General features: G+C 57.8%; 17 protein-coding genes. 2 read left to right on the top strand and 15 right to left on the bottom strand.

Annotation, left to right across the window (positions count from 1 at the left end):
- Nucleotides 1-2: 2 nt before the first annotated feature.
- Genes GDA65_08980 through GDA65_08950 form a run of 7 tightly spaced genes read right to left on the bottom strand, consistent with a single transcriptional unit; the run spans nucleotide 3 to nucleotide 9,443 of the window.
- Complete coding sequence (locus tag GDA65_08980) at nucleotides 3-1,859, bottom strand: phosphotransferase (GenBank protein ID MBA5862828.1); 1,857 nt, start codon at nucleotides 1,857-1,859, stop codon at nucleotides 3-5.
- The gene (locus tag GDA65_08975) at nucleotides 1,744-3,819 is read right to left on the bottom strand and encodes a DUF3416 domain-containing protein (GenBank protein MBA5862827.1); all 2,076 of its coding nucleotides are present in this window, start codon (nucleotides 3,817-3,819) and stop codon (nucleotides 1,744-1,746) included. Before GDA65_08975 ends, GDA65_08980 begins: the two co-directional genes overlap by 116 nt.
- Nucleotides 3,816-4,517, bottom strand: a complete 702-nt coding sequence (locus GDA65_08970) for a hypothetical protein (GenBank protein MBA5862826.1) — start codon at nucleotides 4,515-4,517, stop codon at nucleotides 3,816-3,818. Before GDA65_08970 ends, GDA65_08975 begins: the two co-directional genes overlap by 4 nt.
- On the bottom strand, nucleotides 4,510-5,829 hold the full coding sequence (locus GDA65_08965; GenBank protein ID MBA5862825.1) for a glycosyl transferase family 2: 1,320 nt from the start codon (nucleotides 5,827-5,829) through the stop codon (nucleotides 4,510-4,512). The genes GDA65_08970 and GDA65_08965 overlap by 8 nt, the downstream gene beginning before the upstream one ends.
- 17 nt (nucleotides 5,830-5,846) lie before the next feature.
- Nucleotides 5,847-7,046: a glycosyltransferase gene (locus GDA65_08960; GenBank protein ID MBA5862824.1), complete on the bottom strand. Its 1,200-nt coding sequence runs from the start codon at nucleotides 7,044-7,046 to the stop codon at nucleotides 5,847-5,849.
- A 48-nt stretch (nucleotides 7,047-7,094) separates the two neighbouring features.
- The gene (treS, locus tag GDA65_08955; protein ID MBA5862823.1) at nucleotides 7,095-8,771 is read right to left on the bottom strand and encodes a maltose alpha-D-glucosyltransferase; all 1,677 of its coding nucleotides are present in this window, start codon (nucleotides 8,769-8,771) and stop codon (nucleotides 7,095-7,097) included.
- 6 nt (nucleotides 8,772-8,777) lie between these two features.
- Nucleotides 8,778-9,443: a hypothetical protein gene (locus tag GDA65_08950; GenBank protein MBA5862822.1), complete on the bottom strand. Its 666-nt coding sequence runs from the start codon at nucleotides 9,441-9,443 to the stop codon at nucleotides 8,778-8,780.
- Between the two features lie 748 nt (nucleotides 9,444-10,191).
- On the opposite strand from GDA65_08950, the gene GDA65_08945 reads away from it, so the two are divergent.
- Nucleotides 10,192-10,908, top strand: a complete 717-nt coding sequence (locus tag GDA65_08945; GenBank protein MBA5862821.1) for a hypothetical protein — start codon at nucleotides 10,192-10,194, stop codon at nucleotides 10,906-10,908.
- Between the two features lie 195 nt (nucleotides 10,909-11,103).
- Here GDA65_08945 and GDA65_08940 read toward each other — a convergent pair whose 3' ends face one another.
- Nucleotides 11,104-12,411, bottom strand: coding sequence for a DUF3393 domain-containing protein (locus GDA65_08940; protein ID MBA5862820.1), 1,308 nt, complete (start codon nucleotides 12,409-12,411; stop codon nucleotides 11,104-11,106).
- A gap of 132 nt (nucleotides 12,412-12,543) precedes the next feature.
- Between GDA65_08940 and GDA65_08935 the strand changes: the two genes are divergently transcribed.
- Nucleotides 12,544-13,170: a hypothetical protein gene (locus tag GDA65_08935; protein MBA5862819.1), complete on the top strand. Its 627-nt coding sequence runs from the start codon at nucleotides 12,544-12,546 to the stop codon at nucleotides 13,168-13,170.
- Nucleotides 13,171-13,324: 154 nt separating this feature from the next.
- On the opposite strand, the gene GDA65_08930 is transcribed toward GDA65_08935, so the two are convergent.
- From GDA65_08930 to GDA65_08900, 7 genes are all read right to left on the bottom strand, one after another.
- Nucleotides 13,325-14,041 carry a hypothetical protein gene (locus GDA65_08930; protein ID MBA5862818.1) on the bottom strand — a complete coding sequence of 239 codons (717 nt, stop codon included), beginning with the start codon at nucleotides 14,039-14,041 and terminating at the stop codon, nucleotides 13,325-13,327.
- Nucleotides 14,042-14,058: 17 nt separating this feature from the next.
- Nucleotides 14,059-14,466: a hypothetical protein gene (locus GDA65_08925; protein ID MBA5862817.1), complete on the bottom strand. Its 408-nt coding sequence runs from the start codon at nucleotides 14,464-14,466 to the stop codon at nucleotides 14,059-14,061.
- A 43-nt stretch (nucleotides 14,467-14,509) separates the two neighbouring features.
- On the bottom strand, nucleotides 14,510-14,827 hold the full coding sequence (locus GDA65_08920) for a DUF2934 domain-containing protein (GenBank protein MBA5862816.1): 318 nt from the start codon (nucleotides 14,825-14,827) through the stop codon (nucleotides 14,510-14,512).
- A gap of 65 nt (nucleotides 14,828-14,892) precedes the next feature.
- On the bottom strand, nucleotides 14,893-15,321 hold the full coding sequence (locus GDA65_08915) for a hypothetical protein (GenBank protein ID MBA5862815.1): 429 nt from the start codon (nucleotides 15,319-15,321) through the stop codon (nucleotides 14,893-14,895).
- 27 nt (nucleotides 15,322-15,348) lie between these two features.
- The gene (locus GDA65_08910) at nucleotides 15,349-15,624 is read right to left on the bottom strand and encodes a hypothetical protein (GenBank protein ID MBA5862814.1); all 276 of its coding nucleotides are present in this window, start codon (nucleotides 15,622-15,624) and stop codon (nucleotides 15,349-15,351) included.
- A gap of 249 nt (nucleotides 15,625-15,873) precedes the next feature.
- A complete protein-coding gene (locus tag GDA65_08905) occupies nucleotides 15,874-16,518 on the bottom strand; it encodes a response regulator (protein ID MBA5862813.1) in 645 nt (214 codons plus the stop codon).
- A 68-nt stretch (nucleotides 16,519-16,586) separates the two neighbouring features.
- On the bottom strand, nucleotides 16,587-18,830 hold the full coding sequence (locus tag GDA65_08900; protein ID MBA5862812.1) for a PAS domain S-box protein: 2,244 nt from the start codon (nucleotides 18,828-18,830) through the stop codon (nucleotides 16,587-16,589).
- Between the last annotated feature and the right edge of the window lie 167 nt (nucleotides 18,831-18,997).

Raw genomic sequence — 18,997 nt, 5'->3', positions numbered from 1 at the left:
GCTCACTGATTCACCTCATCTCTCGCCTGCCCTGTAGCGCTCGGAGCAGGCTCGTTCTTGACGGGTACTCCGTTATCCATGTCGTCCCTGATCAATGAAGTCTCTATAGATTGCAGGAGGCCGGCCAGGGGGAGTCCGACCCAATCCGGTCGGTTATTCAATTCATAGGTCAGTTCGTAGAAAGCCTTATCGAGAACATACACATCCAGCAGGAGATTGAACTCTTGTGGCGACCGGGGCGAAAAGTCTGCCTCGCCGGCAGTGGTCCGATATCCTCTCAGAAATGCGGTGCAGGCGGTTCGATACCACTGCTCGACCCGGGAATTCAGGTCTAGCGAGGTCGGCGGGATAGGCTGCTGCCCATACACTGTGCGCAGCGCCACATGCGCGGCATAGTGAAAGGACCGAATCATGCCGGCCAGATCTATGATGGGAAGACATTTGCTTCGACGTTCCGCCAAAGGTTTTGCCGGTTCGCCTTCAAAATCTATGATGACAAAGTCATTGCCCGTGTACAGAACCTGTCCCAGGTGATAATCGCCATGGCATCGAATGCGCAGGGCGCTCAAGGGTTGCCTGGCCAGTGTTCCCAACCGATCGAGAAGGATAGGTTCCTGTTGCAAGACCGTGTTGGCCAGTTCCCGGTCGGTGTCAGCGAGGGCGGGCAATCGGCGTCGCAGTAATGACAATGCCCGGGTGGCGGACTGCTGCATCGCAGACACACGAGACTGCACATACGAGGAAGAACAGATTTCAGGAGCGAAGGCGGCCGCGTCGCTGGGTTGTCCGAGCGCCATGTGGAGTTCACCCGTCCGCCGTCCCAACAAGTTGGCTGCATCACGGTAGTCAAACATGAGATCACTGGCCGTGGGTGCCTGATTCGACCGTTCATGCGCTTCCCGTTCACTCACCCGCCCTTTGTCATCGAGCGTGAGGATACGAGCAAGATAGTGGGACAGCTGTGTCAGCGTATAATCCCAGGCATTCCCTTGATTGGCGATGAAGGATTGCGCCAGGGCGACAGTCATGGGTTCGGCATGTTCCCGTACATATTCCAGCGCGCCTATGAGGGCGGGTGAATGAGGAAAGCGCCGTGCCGTGAGGGCGCGCCCGACTTCCAATTCGGGGTTTATCCCACGCTCGACACGGCGGTACAGCTTCATGATCGCGCAGTCGCCGAATTTCACTGACGTATTGCTCTGTTCGCCTTTCAGCACGGAGCTGGGCGCGGCCTGTGCGCGGCTGGCCGCCTCGTCAAACAATTCTGTGGCCGATCCGGCCAATGTGCCAGACGCACCCAGGAATTGCGCGCGCCGGCCCATGCTGGTGAGGAGCGAATAGGCGCAGTCCGCATCCCATACGGCATCATACAGAATTCCGGACCGCTCCTTCTGGAGATGGGTGACAGTCAATGGCGCAATGATGGCCTGCGGATGGTCATGTTGAATGCGGTCTGCTTCCGTATCGAAGGCGGCCGTCATGGGAAGGGTGTACGTATCCATCCCGCCTTCATCATAGGACACGTCGATCAATCCCAGAACCATGGAGCCGTCCCCGCTGTGCCCCTGAAGAATATCTGCAAACTTTGTGCAACGAATCGTCTTTGCTTTGCCGCCAAACCATCGAGATGCCATGAGGAAGGCCGGCAGCCTCTCTTCGACCTCCGCGCGGAGGGGGCCATCGAACGCCGCTGTCCAGTTATCTTGCACGGTTATCATAGGGCCGTGATGCCTTCGCGACTGGTTAGAGGAAATAGTCGAAATCCTGTTCGCGCCGAAGGTTCCGGCGCACAGCAAAAATTTGGACCGGCACTGAATGGGGATCGAGCTGCACATAATTCCGCGGCCCCTGCCACACATAATAGGCCTGCGTGAGCAAGTCATGAACCTGAAATGGACGGTCGGCGTCAATTCCGAGAGCCGGCAGGTTCAGTTCCAGCCATCCTGAATGGACATGGTGCGGACTGAGGTTCGCCACGACGAGAATAATATTCGAGCCGTCAGGCGATTGCTTGCTGTAAGCCAAGAGGTACTCGTTGTCGATGGGATGAAATTCCAGACTCCCGTCACTGTGCAGGGCAGGATTCTCACGACGGATACGATTGATCAGGCCGATGAATTCCTTCAGGCTATCCGGTCGGGAGATATCCCAGCGCCGCACTTCATATTTTTCAGAGTCCAGATACTCTTCGCTGCCTGGTTTCTGCGGGCGGTTTTCGTACAATTCAAAGGCCGGACCATAAATTCCGTAACTCGCCCCCAGGGTTGCTGCGAGCGCCAGCCGCGCCATGAACACCGGGCGTCCTCCGTGCTGTAAATGCTCGGTGAGGATGTCGGGTGTGTTGGTCCACAGGTTGGGGCGGAAGTATTCCCGTACGGGCGACTGGGTGAGCTCGGTAAAATAGCCGGTGAGTTCGGGCTTGCTGTTTCGCCAGGCAAAGTAGGTATACGACTGGGTGAAGCCTGCCTTGGCCAGATGGTACATGACCTTGGGCCTGGTAAAGGCCTCGGCCAGGAAGATGGTCTCCGGGTAGGAGGCTTTCACGTCGCCAATCAGCCATTTCCAAAATAGAAATGGTTTGGTATGAGGATTGTCCACGCGAAAAATCCGTATCCCCTGATCGATCCAATACTGAACAACTGCTCGAAGCTCTTTCCACAGCTGAAGGTACGCGTCGGTCTCGAAATGTAAGGGGAAAATGTCCTGGTACTTTTTAGGCGGATTTTCCGCAAATTGGATGGTGCCGTCAGGGCGGGTCATGAACCATTCCGGATGCTTCTTGACGTAGGGATGGTCTGGCGAGCATTGAAAAGCCAAATCGAGGGCAATCTCGATTCCCTTCGTTCGGGCAGCAGCCACGAGTTGCTTGAAGTCGTCCAGACTGCCCAATTGAGAATGGATAGCCGTGTGCCCGCCGCTGCGCGCGCCGATGGCCCAGGGACTGCCTACCGATGTCGAGTCACCTTGCGGATTATTGTTTCGTCCCTTCCGGTGAGTTTCGCCGATAGGATGAATGGGGGGAAGGTAGAGCACATCAAAGCCCATCTCCGCGATATATGGCAGCCGCGCCTCGCAATCCTTGAATGTACCATGAGGCTGGTCTTCGCCTGTCGCAGAACGCGGAAACATTTCGTACCAGGCGCTGAACCGAGCTCTGGGACGATCGACCACGACGATGAGTTCCCGATCGTAGGAGCTGCTCAGGCGACGATCAACACTGTGCGCCATCACCTCTTCCACATCTTGCCCCAGCAGCAGGTCCAGGTGCGCCTGAGAACCGGGATCAGAACGAGACAGCAGTGCCTGTATGTCCTTCAGGCGACGCCCTGAGACATCCGACGCGTGGCGGACCGCCTGTTCGATCAGCTGTGTGCCGATCAGAATGTCTACCGTGACATCCTGCTGCGCGCTCAACCGTTTGCGCATGTCGCGCTGCCACGTGGCGAAGTGATCCACCCATCCCACGATACAATAACGATATTGTCCCAGCTCGGTCACGTCGAACGAGGCCTGCCACCGGTCGTTTCCTAATGCGCTCAACGGTGTTTCCAGCCACTGGTCCTGACTCTCATGGCGGGTACGCAGCACGCCTCGTATCACGTCGTGTCCGTCCGCAAAGAGGTCCGCTTGAACGACGATCGTGTCTCCGAGCACTCGCTTAATCGGATATCGGCCGCCGTCGACTTCCGGCTCAACGTGTTCAATGGCGACTCGCAGACGTCGTTCGTTCGTCAAGGCCTGCGACGACAGCTGGTTTTCCCGGCTCGATTGATCGGGCGGGGCATTCCGCGGCGTATCTGTGCGTGTGATGTTCTTCATAAGTGTGATAACTGATCGGTCTTCTGTTCGTGATGGTTGAAGCGGCGTTCAAGGATCTCCCGCATGAGATGTCGCGCGCCCAAACCCACGGCCAGGGCAAGCGCAAGCACCACGCCACCGAACGTAATGGAAAAGGCCGCGATGACAATTTCCTTCGCAATCCCTAACTGGGTCAGCACCATCGCACAGGTGAACAGTAACAGCCCCCAACGCACCAACCCAGCGACAACTCGGGCTTCCTCCACCTGAGCGTTCACGGCGGCGATCAACGCGGCCTCGGCAAAGAAATTGGCGCAGAGCACCCCCACGAGGAGGACGAGGGACGCGGCCAGCACGTTCGGCAAAAAGGCGACGATCTGACTGATCAAATTGGCCGTTGCCGGGAGGTTCATGGCATCGACGCCCATAAACGCGAACAATAAAAAGACAATCCAGAACAGGACTCCGCTGACGACGAGGGAGACCGGGCGACGGACACCTGCTTGTGAGAGCGGCTGGGCAATGCCCAATCGTTCGCAGAACGCATCGAACCCGAAGGTCCGGAGCAGCCGCAGCGTGAGCATTTTCACCGACCAGGCGGCCAAGAGGCCCAGTGCCAGAAAGGTGAGCAAGGCCAGGAGCCGCGGTAACACGAGCAGGATCTGCATCACGGTGTCACGAAAGCCGGCGACCATCGTATCTCTCCACAGGTCACTCATCGCGCCACCTCCATTGTTCCGCGAGGTACGACTTCGACAATTCGAACTCGCGGCATAGGCTCTCCACTGTTTGATCGACCTCCGCGGAATCCCCATGCTGAGTTTCCAGGACGAAGGAGGCCGTCCGCGCCAAGTACAGAGGCGTCAGCGCCTTCAGCATGTGTTCCCGGTGCAGCGTCTGGTTGTGATAGGCCAGGGAAAAGTCGTAGACGGTTTGCACCCACAGGGAGGGCGGAAACCGGAATTCCTCCGGGTCTTGTATGTCGAGCGCGATGATTTGCCCTAACGTGTCTCGAGACAGGATCAGTTCCCAGAGCGGCAGCAGATCGCGCAACCCCTGCTTGAACCCGCTCACCATCCGGCCGGTGTGCAAGGGCCCTGGATCGGGTGCCGACTCAGAGTCGCCATAGACCGGCACCTCGCTCGACCCCTTGATCGTCTCCCACGAAGATTCGTATTCTTCCATCGAGTGAAAGATGCCGCCGACGGTTTGCGCGAGCACCACCGACAGATCCACCGTTCCCATTCTGGTCTCCTGATCCCTGGTGCCGAGATACGTGTGGCACACGCGATAGCCGCCGGCGAGAGCAGCGGTGATGAGCCGGCTATCCACACTGTATTTGGCCGCGGCTCCCGTCCAGGTCGGCTGGGAGATCAAATCGCCGGCGAATTTCCCGGACAGGCCGTACGCCCCGCCGCTCGGATACCGTAATCGTTTGCCATACAGCGCGCGGGTCAAAGGGTATAGCAGGTTGGTCGCGAGTGTGCCCTCATACCGGTGGCGGCGATAGAGCGGGACGACATAATCCTCACCGTGTTCATGGATTGGCCTGCCTAGATGATTGATCCAGCCTGAGCTGAGCGAGCGTAGCTGGCCTTCGACGATCAGGCATATCTTGGGTTGCAGCCGGCGCGCTGTCAGGCAAAAGTTATGGATGGTTTCGTCCCGCCCGGGAAAGCCCGCTTCCCTGGTGAGATTTGCAAAGGAGCCAGCCGCATTGGATACAATCCGGACTGGAATCATGCCGGCCGCCAGCCGAGTGATGATGCCGGAGGTGTCGTCCTGCGAGCCCGCATCGCAATTGACGAGCAGGGCAGACGCGTTCGGGAAGAACTGCCGCAATCCTTCCAGGATTGATTTCACCACGGCTTCGATCGATCCGGCATTGTTGAGGGTGAGTAAGCCGATCATGATATCCACGGTGTCAGCCGGGCGTTCCATGCCGGTACCCGGCGCGCTGAGCGCCTGGCTTGGGGGCATCATCTCCGTGTCGCTGTTTCCGCCTGGCGGCGTTGAAAGGACCGTCGTCATTCGTCACCACGTCATTCTCAGGCTGCCGGCAGGAGTTTGAGCAACGTGAGGTAATCACCCAGCTGCCGGGTAATGAGAAAGTTGCGCCGTACGTGTTCCCGTGCCATCGCTCCCATCCGGCTCACCAGTCCGGGGTTGTTGAGCAGATGCCGGATGCGAAAGCCCGCGCCTTCTACGGAATGGACCACATAGCCGGTGACTCCGTCCACGATCTGCGCGGCAATGCCTCCGGCCGTGCTGCCGACGACCGGTTTCCCTTTCCACATGGCTTCCGACACGGTCAACCCAAACCCCTCCTTGACGGACTTTTGAAGCACGACCGTGGCGCTCCGCTGCAGCGCATTGATCTCCAGATCCGCTTCAGGGGGAAGCTGAATGACATGGATGTCGGGATCGCGCGCCCCAGCCTCGCGCAGTTCCGTGAGCACCGCTTCGCCTTCGGGATCGTGCAGCACTCCGGATCCGGCCAAGACGAGTTGGCAATCATGGTGCCGTTTGACGAGCCGGTAGGTTTGAAGGGCGCCCAACGGGTCCTTAAACCGGTCGAAACGGGCAACCTGTAACAGCATGGGTTTTACGCGGGGAATGCCGAGCCGGTCGAGCACCTGCGCGATTTCCGATCGGCTCATGTCGCGATTTTTCGGGCTCAGGGGATCGATGGAGGGATAAATCAGAAATTTTGGAATCGGCAATCGTTGGGCGAACCCGGACAGCGAAAAAATGGCGGCATCATATTTAAGGACGTAGCGGCGAAGAAAGGCCCAAGCCGGACGTTGAGGCTGAGCCAGATCCAGGTGGCACCGCCAAAGCCAACAACCATTGGTGCGATAGTCCACCAGCCCAGCCGGCTGATGGTCATGAACCATCACCATGTCAGCCTCGAGTTTCAGCGCCTTGGCATTCCGCTCCATGATACTGGCATAGGTCTGATACATCTCGTCGGTGAGCTTGTCATCGCGACCTTGCAACGCGTTGAGCATGCGGGTGACCACCACGAAATACTCTTGTGACCCGGCCAGAACTTCCCATCGTGCCTCAACGCCCAAGGACACCATCATTGGAACCAAACGCCGCAAGACTTCGGACATCCCGCCTCCATATCTGACGGCGTTCAGGTGAAGGAAGCTTTTTCCCTGCACGAGATCACTCAACCGGTACAGAAAATCGACCGTACCCTTCGGCGACACCTCGCGATATTCATCCAATGCCGAGTTCACTCGATCAGTCTCCTCATCTGGAGCAGCCCACGGAAGGGCTCACCTGTATCAGATCGCACTCCATTCCATACTGTAGGCGCTCGTCGCCGGCCGCACGGGGGGCAGGTGCAACCAATACGAACTATAGGGCCCTAACGTCAGCACATAGGGTTGCTCGTGGATGGTGGGGAAGCGCGACTCTCCGAGCAACTCTTCGGGCACGACGTCTTTGTAACGACTGAGGTCAAGTTCGACGGCCTGGGACGATCCCGCCAGGTTGTGCACGAGCAGGAGCGTCTCCTGTTCATAGGCACGGATATACGCCAGGATTTTTTCGTTTGCCGGACTGAGAAATTGCAACGTCCCGCGGCCGAACACTTTGTGCTTCTTCCGGATGGCGATCATTCGGCGCATCCAATTCAATAACGAATGCGTGGCTTGTTTTTGAGCGTCAACGTTGACGGACTGATATCCGTAGACCGCATCGGCCACGACGGGAAGAAAGAGTTTTGACGGGTCGGCTTTGGAAAAGCCGGCGTTGCGATCAGCGGTCCAATGCATCGGCGTGCGCACGCCGTTCCTGTCGCCCAGGTGAATATTGTCGCCCATGCCGATTTCATCTCCGTAATAGATGATCGGACTGCCGGGGAGGGTGAAGACAATGCTGTTCAAGAGCTCGACCTTCCGGCGATCGTTATCCAGGAGCGGAGCCAATCGACGGGCTATGCCGATATTGCGCCGCATCTGCGGATCGCGAGCATAGGCGTAATACATATAATCGCGCTCTTCGCCGGTGCACATCTCCAGCGTCAGTTCGTCATGGTTCCGTAAAAAAAGGCACCACTGGCAGGCTGGAGGGATGTCGGGCGTATGTTTGAACATGTCGATAATCGGCTGGCGGTCCTCGCTTCGGACCCCCATGAACAATCGAGGCATCAGCGGAAAATGGAAGGCCATGTGGAATTCGTCGCCGTCCCCGAAGTAGGGACGTACGTCGCTCGGCCATTGATTGGCCTCAGCCAATAACACCCGGCCTTTATACCGCTGGTCGATACTGCTTCGGATCTCCTTCAGGTAACGATGGGTTTCCGGCAGGTTTTCGCAAATGGTGTCTTCCCGCTCGAAGAGGTAGGGCACGGCATCGCAGCGAAACCCGTCGAGCCCCTGGTCGAGCCAATATTCCATCACGTGAATCATGGCCTGGCGGACTTCGGGGTTGTCGTAGTTGAGGTCCGGTTGGTGGCTGAAAAAACGATGCCAGAAATAGGCCTGTGCCTCATGGTCCCAGGTCCAATTGGATTTCTCTGTGTCGACAAAAATAACCCGAGCGCGAGGGTATTTCTGATCCGTGTCGCTCCAGACGTAATAGTGCCGGGTCGGTGCGTCAGGGGAGGCTTTGGCCGCCTGAAACCACGCGTGTTGGTCAGAGGTATGATTGAGGATCAGGTCGACGATCACCCGCATGCCACGGCGATGCGCCTCCTCCAGCAGACGCCGAAAGTCTTCGGTCGTGCCGTATGACGCGGCGATGTTGCAAAAGTCCGCGACATCGTAGCCATCGTCCCGCAACGGCGATGGATAGAAGGGCAGTAGCCACAGGCAGTCCACACCGAGCCATTCGAGGTAATCCAGCTGCTGGATCAGGCCGGCAAAGTCTCCGACGCCGTCGTCGTTGCCGTCGTAAAAGGCGCGGACGTGGAGTTCATAAAATACAGCGTCCTTGTACCAAAGTGGGTCTTGATTCAGCATCGCTCAAGCCTTCGCTGACTCACCGGTCAGGAAATCGTCACATGTGCTAATGAGTGTTGAACGGAGCCGCTCCAGGCTGCCCTGATAGGGATTGATCGAGCGGATGCGATCAGCCAGATTCGTGAGGTGCAGACTGGTCCGGATCCATGCCGAGAAATCGTTCTCTGCACGGCGCAGACGAAAATGCGCTTCGAACATATGGTAATAGATGGAGCTCACGTCGATGTCGGCCACAATGTCACGAAAGTCCTGCAGCGAGTGCGCCTCCAATCCGATGGGCACTTCAAGAATTCTGGAGCGTTTAAAATGGAATGGCTGGCCGAACACGACTCTCGGAATGATCGGGGTGCGAGAGAGATGGTCGTCAATGATGGAAATGAGTTCTTCTCGTAAGTTCTCTAAATCGGGGTAGTCGAAGGGGTCAAGGACCGCGAGACGCTCTCCTAGAACGTGATCCCCGATTTCCATCACGACCCACTGCGCAAAGTCGTTGGGGTAGGTTCCTTCGATCAATCCATGACGGAGGAAATAGCTGTGGGTGTGGAAATGGATGGAGTCCAGCGGGACTTCTTCGATGAGCTCCGCTAACTCCTTTTCGTCATCGGCCTGGTGGGCGATACTCTCCTGTAGTTCGCTGCAACCGATAAATGCAAATGGAACATCAGCCATGTGCGCCACGGATCTCCACTCTCTCTATGTTCAGTAGCAGGTAACACGCATCCTCTGTCCATAGGCCAACATCGAATCACATGATGCCCCCCATGCACCGGCTCAGTATAAATCGTTCGGAGCGAGATCTTTACTAGGGAAACACCTAGATGGCCGGGACCCGGTCACGCGGCATAGTTGCCGTATGACCGCGGGTGCGGTGGTATGGCAGAGGAGTGATGATTCCGCCATGGCTTTACGAACACCATGTCTTGTTCCGATTGACGGCTTACTACGCAAACGATGCGGCAAGAATGCCGCGGGACGTCGGGTTGCGAAGTGTACACATGACGGCCAGGCGCTGTGCCATTTCGAATGCGAGGCGGGACATGTATTCCACTCCGATGAAACCTGCCGATACTATTTCGAGTGTGATTGTCGGCCGCGTTACGCGCGGCCGGATCGGTCACGGTCTCTGTCCAAGGATTAAATCAAAGAACGACATCCATCGCTCTCCCCGACCACCAGGCTCTGAGTAGCCCTGCAAGCTGAAACGGTCTCCCCGCAGTCACGGCCTGGTGAGGCATGTCGGCCTACCGGGAGCGCCGATGCCGGCAGACCTACCGTAACCACAATCGTTTGGTAGTTTCGATTGTCTTCACAAAATTTCCAACGTCGTGTACCGTACAGAGACCGGTTCCAAACCTGTTGTGTTGAGGATGGAGTCCGTTTCATGCACTGGTGCCAGTCCTTGCTCTAGGCGGGAGACATGTTCAACCCCTATCTGTTGTTTTGGAGTATCGGGCTGCTATGTTTTGCCGCCGAGTGGCTCTATCCGGCGCGTCCGATTGCCTATCGTTCAGTCTTCTGGCGTGACCTCTTGGCACTGGGAGCCTACAACCTCTCGTTTCTGTTGGTCGTACAGGTCACAGATCGAATACCGGTTCCCCAGTATCTTCCCGCCGCTCTGTATAATCTTCCCACCGCCGGAAAACTGGTTCTGTTTTACATCGTGGAAGACTTTGGGCTCTATTGGGTCCACCGGCTGATGCACACCAACCCGGTTTGGCCCGTTCACCGATGGCATCACTCACCAACGTCCCTGTACTGGTTAGCCGGGATTCGCACGACGATCCCGCACATTGCGCTCTTCAATCTGACCTATGTCGCGGCCCTTCCGCTCCTTCATGACGCCTCTGGCTGGGCGTTCCAGGTGATCATGGTTGAACATATTGTGCGAAATAACTGGATGCACCTGAATGTGACCTGGAAATCATCCTGGCTGGAATGGGTCTTCGTGACGCCCCGCTATCACCACATTCACCATAGCAGCGACCCTGCGCATCAAATGAAAAACCTGGGTGCGCTGTTGACGATTTGGGATCGGATATTCGGTACCTACTATAATCCTGACGATCTCACCGGTGAATTGAAGTTTGGTCTGAGCGAGCGGGTGAATCCCGTACGGCTCGTCATCGGCGTCTAGCGCCACCCTGGTGTCAAGAAACAATCTTCCCGCCTCGTGGGCCCGATCGACGCACCCTTCAGCACGAGACAGATTCGATCACAGGGTGTGTCGTGCTTGGGTACTGTCCATGGCCTGACGTGTTGTTGCGAGCCGGTGACGGCGGGAACGGCAAGAATTCGGCTATTGCGGCAAGTTGGTGGAACCGGCGCGCGGTTATGGGGCGCCGGTCTCGCCGACGCTGACGAACTGTTTGCGAAACCCGACGACTTTGGCAAGATAGTCGCGAGTTTCCTGATAGGGGAGTCCGCTGCGAAGCCGGTCATAGAGCGTCGACGGCTGAAGGCCGTTAATCTGCTGCACGGCGGTGCGCTGGTCTTTGGAAAAGGTTTTGAACACGTTGCCGGCGCCGGTGTTATAGGCCGAAATGACGCAATATTCCCGGGAGACCAGATCCGTCACGTCGGTTAACTGAGAATAGGTCAACACGTTGAGATAGGCCGTGCCCAACTCGATGTTATTGTCCGGATCGAAGAGGTAATCCCGTGAAGGGGCTTTGTCTTCGCCTTTCGCTTTGCGATACGCATCCCGGCCTCCGCTAGTGGGGACCAGTTGCATCAACCCGTAGGCGGGTGCCGAGCTAACGGCGAAGGGATTGAAGTTGCTCTCGGTCCGTATAATGGCGAAGACGAGACTCGGACTGATTTTGTACCGCTCCGCAAACTGGCCGACCACGGCGCGATATTTTTCGGCCTGCTTGTGGGCAAAGTTGGTCACCATAGGAATCTGGACCGCATGGGCCGTTTTGGGGCCGTTCTCCTGCTCGACGGTGCGGGTTGTGGTGCTCTTGGCCAGGAGCAAGTCTGCAAACTGTTCCGCCTCCGTCGGCGTACGTACCGGCTTGCCGGCCTGATTCAGTACCAGGCCTAGGAGGTACGGCTCCTTCTCGCCGGTCAGGGTGATTTCCTTATCCGAAAACAGGTCGACGCTGCGCGGGTCGTTAGGAGTCAGGAGTGTGGTGACGACGGCATTTTTCAAGCTCGCACGAGGGTCTTTCTCGTCAAGCGTCTCGATCAGGATGTTTCCGGCGTCGAAGTCCACAATCGCCCGGCTGCGGTAGTTCTGGGTGTATTTCACGTACTTTTTCTGCTCGGGAAGTTTGACTTCCTTGGTGCCCCATTTCTTTCCGACCTCTCCGGTCAGAGCCGCCATCAAGGCCTGAAAGTCACGTTGCATTGCCCGCAGATCTCTCAGCAGCGCCTGAGGGTCCCGTCCATAGCTTTCGACGCGTTGCCGGGCGATGTCGGCCGGATCCTTGCCGCCGACGATGCCGAGCACCGTTCTTCCCGTCGTGCTCCCGACAGCCCGTTCGGCGGCGCCGAGCATGTGGTCGGTGGTTTCACAGCCGGAAAACAGCGTCGGGGCGGCGAGGCTCAGCAGGAGGAGCGACAGTCGTCGAGTGGGCATGGCGCGAGTATACCGAAGGTGTGGCCGCGGGGAAAAGAGAATTTCTGAAAACGTCATGCTCAGCCCGTGCGGAGAGATTGTGTTCGACCGGCCGCTGGTCAGATGCCAGTAAATCCACGTGCTTGACGCCTGGTTTTCCGGGTCAGTACCATATCTGATGGATGGAGTCCCGGGACGGAAAGGTGGGGTATGGGAAACGGACGTGTCGGTGTGATGCAGAGGCGTTCGCCAGTTGCTGTCGGGTGCTGGGTATTCTGTCTTGTGACCATGCTGGCGCCAAGCCTTAGCCGGGCAGCCCAGACCCCCACCGAGGCAGTGCAGGTCACGATGAAAGATCTGCTCTACCTGCTGACCGAACTCAAGGAGACCAGTCGATCCGCTCAGCGGCAGTGGGAAATCGAGCAGGTGGTGCGTCGTTCGTTCAATTATGAAGAAATGGCTGAGCGCGCATTGGGTGAGGGAAGCGAGAAGACGACCATTGCCGACCGCAAGCAGTTCACTCGGCTCTTCGTGCAGGTCCTGCGAGATGATTTGGCCGATAAGCTACGCGATTATTCTGTCCCCCAGGTAGCCTATCTCTCCGAACAAGGCGATGGCGCAGGAACGCAGGTACTGGTTGCGCCGGCCGGCAGGGAGGTCGATACCAGGATCGAGTTTTCCGTGGTGCAGCGGTCCGGACGCTGGCTCGTCAATGACGTCAGCATCGACGGTGCCAGCATTGTCGCGACCTACCACGCGCAGTTTTCCCGCATCCTTCGCGAAGGTTCCTTCTCAGACCTGATGGAATTCCTCAAACAGAAAGCGGTTGTCGCCTGAGCCTTCCGTGAGACTTTCCCCTGTCCCTCTGCGGTCATCTGCCGCATTCCGTCGGCTGCCATCAGGTACCCAGCGGCCTGGCCACAAATTCATGATTCACAGAAGCCCTCCAAGGGCCGGCTGATTCGCATACCAATACTGTGCTGCGCGTGGGCTACTGGTGCGCCCTGAGCTTCAGGAAACCGCACTCATACGCCCGCAACAGAAGCTGCTGGCGGTTGTTCACGTCAAGCTTCCCGAAAATGCTCGTGAGGTGATGGCGTACGGTGATGCTGGAAATGCGCAGACGCTCGGCAATATCCCGGTTGGAGAGCCCTTGGCCGACTGAAAAGAGGATCTCCTCTTCACGACCGGTTAAGGAAGCAGCAGGATATTTCGTCGACAAGCAGTGTGTGGGATCGTGGCCGGTGGCGGATTCTGTTCCCCCCGGTCGGCTGCGCGCGCGATGTTCGTACATGGACGTTGCTGCCGTGAGGCCGCAGACGTGGTTGATGGTGGCCAACAATACCGCTGCCGGCTGGATGGTCAGGACGATGCCGTCTATCTCGGATGAGATTGATCCTAGATTGTGAGGAGTGTCCTCAATGCTGCTGAGGAAAATGAGTCGTGTCGCCGGGACGGATGTCTTCACCGTTCGGATGAGTTCTCTGACATCGATGTCGCTTTCCGTATCAATGACGAGCACCTGAGGGCGCTCTCGAGTCACGAGGGTTTCCGCGTCCCGCACGCTGGCGGATTCCCCTATTAGCCGCATATGTTGCTGCCCGGCCAGCGCGGCTTGAAGCCCGATGCGCACAAGGTGGTTGTGACTGACAATCGCCACCGAAATCAGGGCAGAGCTTGACTGCAGGCCGCTCATGGAGGAGTCCATGGGAGTGAGGACCTTATCTATAGTGAGGACACGGCGGGGCTTTTCGTCGCCTCGCGCCGGCAATATTCATAACAACTCGAATGGACGAGGTCGCCGGAGAAGCGCACCGTGCCGCAGACCTGTCCCATAAGGAGTGCCCAGTCTGCCACATGAGCGGCCAGTTGGGCCGGAGGCATCCCCTGGGTTTGAAACAAATTGATGGCGACCGTCGAGAGGACCACTTTGAGATGAGATAGGGAGGGGCCGTAGCTGAACAGGTATTCATGCTGTCCCGTGAAGAGCAGTTGCGCTCCGTTTCGGGCTTTCAGGCCGCGATGTCCGCAGTGGGGACAATACAGGCATTCAAGACCGATGCATGCGTCATACCCGCCACGAATATCAGCTTCCATTACATGGCCGCAATGAGTCGCGGGACACAGCGTCATGATCTTCTCCTCGAGATAGTCGGTGCATTGCTCAGCTGCCGGTTCAGGCGCGATGAAGTGATGGGATCCCGGAGTGACCAGAGCCTTCCCGGTGTTGAGGGGCGGATGCCGCCCGTACCATCCGTTCGGCTTCCAGCCAATCTTCACAGTCATATCCGTCCTGTTGTCCTCGTTGCTGATAGAGCGCATAGGCCAGCTTTTCAATCCTTGTTCTGATGTCGCCGGCTGAATCCGAGGCCTTGGCCTGAGGGGATGACAGGACACGATCCTTTCGTTTTGGTATCGATCGGCTTGTCCCTCCTCGGGAAATGGCTCGTATGGGGTCGCCAGCCGCAGGTGCCTGTGCATTATGGTCTGTCATGGTAACCACTCCTTTCCTTGCCGAATACGGGTCGGCTGCTGATGTGGTGTCCTAGGAATGTTGCCTCAATGAAGTCGGACGCAGGGTATCCCGAGCGTCGCCAGGAGCACCTCTTCTACAGAATGCTCCAGAGGCGGATTCGTGGATCCTGCGGGGAGAGTGTCGATGGATTGGGAGATTCTGCTCATGGTTCGAGGCTGAGGGTGGGTGAGCGCCAGAACGGGGGCCTGCGGGCAGAGCGCAGTGACGGTGCGGAGCGCATCAACCCCAAGGGTGTCTCGACGTGAATCCCTGGAATCCTGACTGAGAAGAATGGCCTCCGGCTGGATTTCGCCGAGTTGCGCCAGTGTGGACTCAAGGTCTCGCACGAGAACCGCGTGGTACCCGCTCGTAGCCAGGCAATCGGCAAGTTTGAGCCCGAACTGCAGCTCGGCATCGACAATCATGACTCGCGATCTTCCCGGTTGTTTGGCATGGGGCATCGTGGGATTCATCGACGGTCCTCCTTGTGCATCACCCGGTCAATTGCAGCTCTTCCAGAGAATTCCTTCCGCAGCTGTGATGGAGGCGACCTGGCAAACGGCTTTCGAACCCGTGCTAGAGAGGGACACCATGTATGGGAAGCGACGCAGGGAGTGGAGAACGGTCGCGCCTCTCCGTGAACGGATGTCGCTCGCCATGAAGATCTGATTCCAGGGACAGAGGTGAACCCGCTGCGCCAAGAGTTCCATGGCGCCGGCTCCGCGCCGGGTGCGCTCTCGCGTGATCAGCCCTTCGATGCCGGCAAGGGTGGTCATGCCGTGGGTCCTTGTGATGAACTGCATTACCGTCAGGAAGAGTCGGATGGTTCCGATGTTCAGCCTCCGACGCTCCGCTTTTCGAAGCGACTCAAGGAACCTCAGTGACGCGACAGTGCTAGGTGTACCCCGTGGGAGCGAGGCGCACCATCGCCCTTTGCGTAAAATGCGCGTCGCCGTTTGTGGAGTTGCGCGTGTCGCCGTTTATGCTACGAACTTGCCAGGGGCAGGAACGCCGGCCGACCGGACTCAGGAGACGAGACGGTTGATAAGGCGATGGTCGATGGCGTAATGCGTCAATTCGGTGTTGTTCTTGAACTGCATTTTTTCGAGGATGCGCGCGCGATAGGTATTGATGGTGCTGATTCCCACGCAAAGGTCATCCGCAATCTCCTTGAGGCTTTTGCCGACCGCGATTAAACACATGACCTGGTACTCGCGGTCAGAGAGCAGTTCGTGCAGAGGTTTTTCGGCATCCTCATTGAGGTTGGCGACGAGTAACTCAGCCATGGAGGCGCTCACAAATTTTCCGCCTCCCAGGATCTTCCTGAGGGCGTGCACCAATTCGTTCGGGGCGCTGTCTTTGGTGAGGTACCCGGCGGCTCCCGCTTTGAGCATTCTCCTGGCCAGCTGATCTTCGGGATAGGCGCTAAGCACAAGGACTGGAAGTTTCGGACAGACCTGCTTGAGGTCCTTTATAGCGTCGAGGCCGCTCTTTCCCGGCATGCCGACGTCGAGGATCACGATGTCCCAGGCGAACTTCCGTAGCCGGTCCATCATTTCCTCCGCGTTCCGAGCTTCGCCGATCACGACGCCCTGAAACTGCTCGTTGAGAATTTGTTTGACGCCTTGCCGAACGACCGCGTGATCATCCACGACCAGAATTTTAGTCACAAAGTGCTCCCTGCGTTGCGTCTGGCCCAAGGTGGACCGGTCATTGCGGCACGCGTCAGCTCCCCGCGTCAGCCTTGGGGCGGGTGCTCAAGAGGAATTCTGACTCGCACGATGGTTCCCGATTCGGCATTGCCTACGAAGGTGATATTGCCGCCGAGCAGTAAGGCGCGTTCTCGCATTCCGACCAAGCCCAGGGACTGAGGATCGGCCAGCTCGGATTCGGTGATGCCGCGCCCGTTGTCGTGTACTTCAAGCATAAGCCCGCCGGCCTGCTCCTGAAGGGTGATCTTGACAACAGAGGCTTTCGCATGGCGCACCACATTGGTGAGGATCTCCTGAAAAATTCTGAACATGGCGGTCGATGCGGTTTGCGAGAGCTGCGCGGACCGAAGGTAAATGTCGAGTCGACATTGAATCCCGGTGCGTGATTGAAATTCCTGCGTTTGCCATTCGATTGCCGGAATGAGGCCCAGCTGGTCCAGCACGATGGGGCGCAGATCCGTGGCAATCCTTCGGACTGACTGGATTGTGGCGTCGACGAGCCCGGAGATCGATTCCAGGCGATGCTGCAACGCAGGGGCCAGATCAGGGAGCTGGTCGCGCAACAGGGAGAGTTCAAGCTTCACGCCGGTCAACGCCTGGCCCAGTTCGTCATGGATTTCGCGCGCGATAAGAATCCGTTCCTCCTCCCGCACCGATTCCAGGCGGGCGGTCAGCATTCTGAGCTGGTCATGCGACGCGGTCAGTTGCTGCTCAGCCCGTTTGCGGTCGGTAATGTCAAGAAAGACGACCACGGCCCCGGTGACGAGTCTCTGTTCTATGACCGGGAAGGAGGAGTATTGGACGGGAAATGAGGTCCCGTCCCTGCGCCAATACACTTCATCATCGACCTTGCGGCCTTTCCCATCCGCAAGCGTTTCATGGATATGGCAGCGCGTCCGGGGGTGTGTCGCGCCGTCGTGTAACGAATGATGGATGCGCTCATGCATGTCCTGGCCGAGGAGTTCATTGGGCGGGTACCCGAGTATGCGCGAGGCCGTTGAATTAATAAAGGTGCATCGGCCCTGTCGGTCGAGGCCATAAATTCCTTCACCGGTGGATTCCAGCAGGAGGAGGCGATCCTTGTCGAGGTGATGCTGGATTTCCTCCGCCCGTTGCTTATCGGTAATGTCGGTGGCGATTCCGCAGAGCGCGTAACAGCGGCCTGCAGCATTGCGCAGGGGGAATTTCACCACAATGCTGGTGTGGGGGCCATCGTCATGGAGCGCCGATTCTTCAAATCGCATGGGGGCGTCGGCCTCGAACACCTTCAGGTCATTTTCGCGAAATGCCGCGGCCTGGGCGGGCGGAAAGATTTCGTCGTCGGTTTTTCCGACAAGATCTTTCTGCGCCAGATGGAAAATGGTTTCAAATTGCCGGTTCGCCTGGAGATATCGTCCTTCGCGATCTTTGAGGAAAATCAGGGCAGGGCTATTGTCCATGATCGCGCGGAAGCGGGCCTCGCTGTCCCTCAGCGCTTCGTCGGTGCGTGTGGTTTCGCTGATGTCGCGAAACACCATCACCCCGCCCTTGATCAGTCCCATCTCATCCCGCAATGGCCGGGCAGACACGTCAAGCCATAGGGCGTCACGCTGAGTCCCGCGTTTGAGAAAGATGGTTGCGCCGGTCACGGATTCTCCCCGGATGGCCCGTGCCAGGGGAATGTCTTCCGGCGGGTAGGGTGTCATCCGGTCGGGGAGAAACATGGAGAAATCGTCGGACCATCGGCCGACTGTCTTATGGGCATGACCGCTTCCCAGGATGTGCTCTGCGGCGGGGTTCCAGACTCGAAACGTGCCGGTTTCATCGGCCATCACCACCCCGTCGGCCATGCCATTGAGGACCGATTGGAGAAACCGTGTCTGTTCGCGCAGTTCTTCTTCAAGCCGGTTGCGGCCGACGGCATACCGTAACGCGCGCGCGAGAAGGGGCGCCGAGGTCTGTCCCTTAATCAGATAATCTTGCGCTCCAGCCTGAATGAGGTGCAGACCTAACTCTTCATCCTCCAGCTCGGTCATCAGCACGATCGGAATCCCACGCGCCGCGGCATGCATCCTGAGCAGGGTCTCGATGCTTTGACTGTCGGGCAGGGAGAGATCCAGGAGAATGACATCGATCAGGGCCTCGTTCAGACAGCGGATGCCCGCATCGAGACGGTCGACGTGCGTGAGCGTGAATTGCCCGTCCCGTGTTTGTCCCAAGGATTCACGCACCAGGCGAATGTCGCCCGGATTGTCTTCAATCAACAAAACATGGATAGGGCGGATATTCATGCCACTCCCTGCTTGTCAGGTGCTGGCAACACTACGAGCTCCATCCAAACGTCTTCGACGGATCGTATCACCTGGAGGAACTGATCCAGGTCGTCTGGCTTCGAGCCGCAGTGGGTGTCATAGTCATTATAGACGTTGAGTACGTCCTGTTCATCCTAAGAAGTGCC

It is taken from the genome of Nitrospira sp. CR1.1, assembly GCA_014055465.1.
Taxonomy (GTDB): domain Bacteria; phylum Nitrospirota; class Nitrospiria; order Nitrospirales; family Nitrospiraceae; genus Nitrospira_A.
This window is presented reverse-complemented; position numbering and strand designations above follow the sequence as displayed.

Excerpts from the sequence above, each read along its gene's own strand:
- GDA65_08900 (MBA5862812.1), bottom strand. The coding sequence starts at position 18,830 with ATGAATATCCGCCCTATCCATGTTTTGTTGATTGAAGACAATCCGGGC.
- GDA65_08920 (MBA5862816.1), bottom strand. The coding sequence starts at position 14,827 with ATGACAGACCATAATGCACAGGCACCTGCGGCTGGCGACCCCATACGA.
- GDA65_08935 (MBA5862819.1), top strand. The coding sequence starts at position 12,544 with ATGGGAAACGGACGTGTCGGTGTGATGCAGAGGCGTTCGCCAGTTGCT.
- GDA65_08910 (MBA5862814.1), bottom strand. The coding sequence starts at position 15,624 with ATGACCACCCTTGCCGGCATCGAAGGGCTGATCACGCGAGAGCGCACC.
- GDA65_08945 (MBA5862821.1), top strand. The coding sequence starts at position 10,192 with ATGTTCAACCCCTATCTGTTGTTTTGGAGTATCGGGCTGCTATGTTTT.
- GDA65_08930 (MBA5862818.1), bottom strand. The coding sequence starts at position 14,041 with ATGGACTCCTCCATGAGCGGCCTGCAGTCAAGCTCTGCCCTGATTTCG.
- GDA65_08940 (MBA5862820.1), bottom strand. The coding sequence starts at position 12,411 with ATGACGTTTTCAGAAATTCTCTTTTCCCCGCGGCCACACCTTCGGTAT.
- GDA65_08950 (MBA5862822.1), bottom strand. The coding sequence starts at position 9,443 with ATGGCTGATGTTCCATTTGCATTTATCGGTTGCAGCGAACTACAGGAG.
- GDA65_08980 (MBA5862828.1), bottom strand. The coding sequence starts at position 1,859 with ATGTGTGGCAGGGGCCGCGGAATTATGTGCAGCTCGATCCCCATTCAG.
- GDA65_08925 (MBA5862817.1), bottom strand. The coding sequence starts at position 14,466 with ATGACGCTGTGTCCCGCGACTCATTGCGGCCATGTAATGGAAGCTGAT.
- GDA65_08965 (MBA5862825.1), bottom strand. The coding sequence starts at position 5,829 with ATGACGACGGTCCTTTCAACGCCGCCAGGCGGAAACAGCGACACGGAG.
- GDA65_08975 (MBA5862827.1), bottom strand. The coding sequence starts at position 3,819 with ATGAAGAACATCACACGCACAGATACGCCGCGGAATGCCCCGCCCGAT.
- GDA65_08970 (MBA5862826.1), bottom strand. The coding sequence starts at position 4,517 with ATGAGTGACCTGTGGAGAGATACGATGGTCGCCGGCTTTCGTGACACC.
- GDA65_08915 (MBA5862815.1), bottom strand. The coding sequence starts at position 15,321 with ATGAATCCCACGATGCCCCATGCCAAACAACCGGGAAGATCGCGAGTC.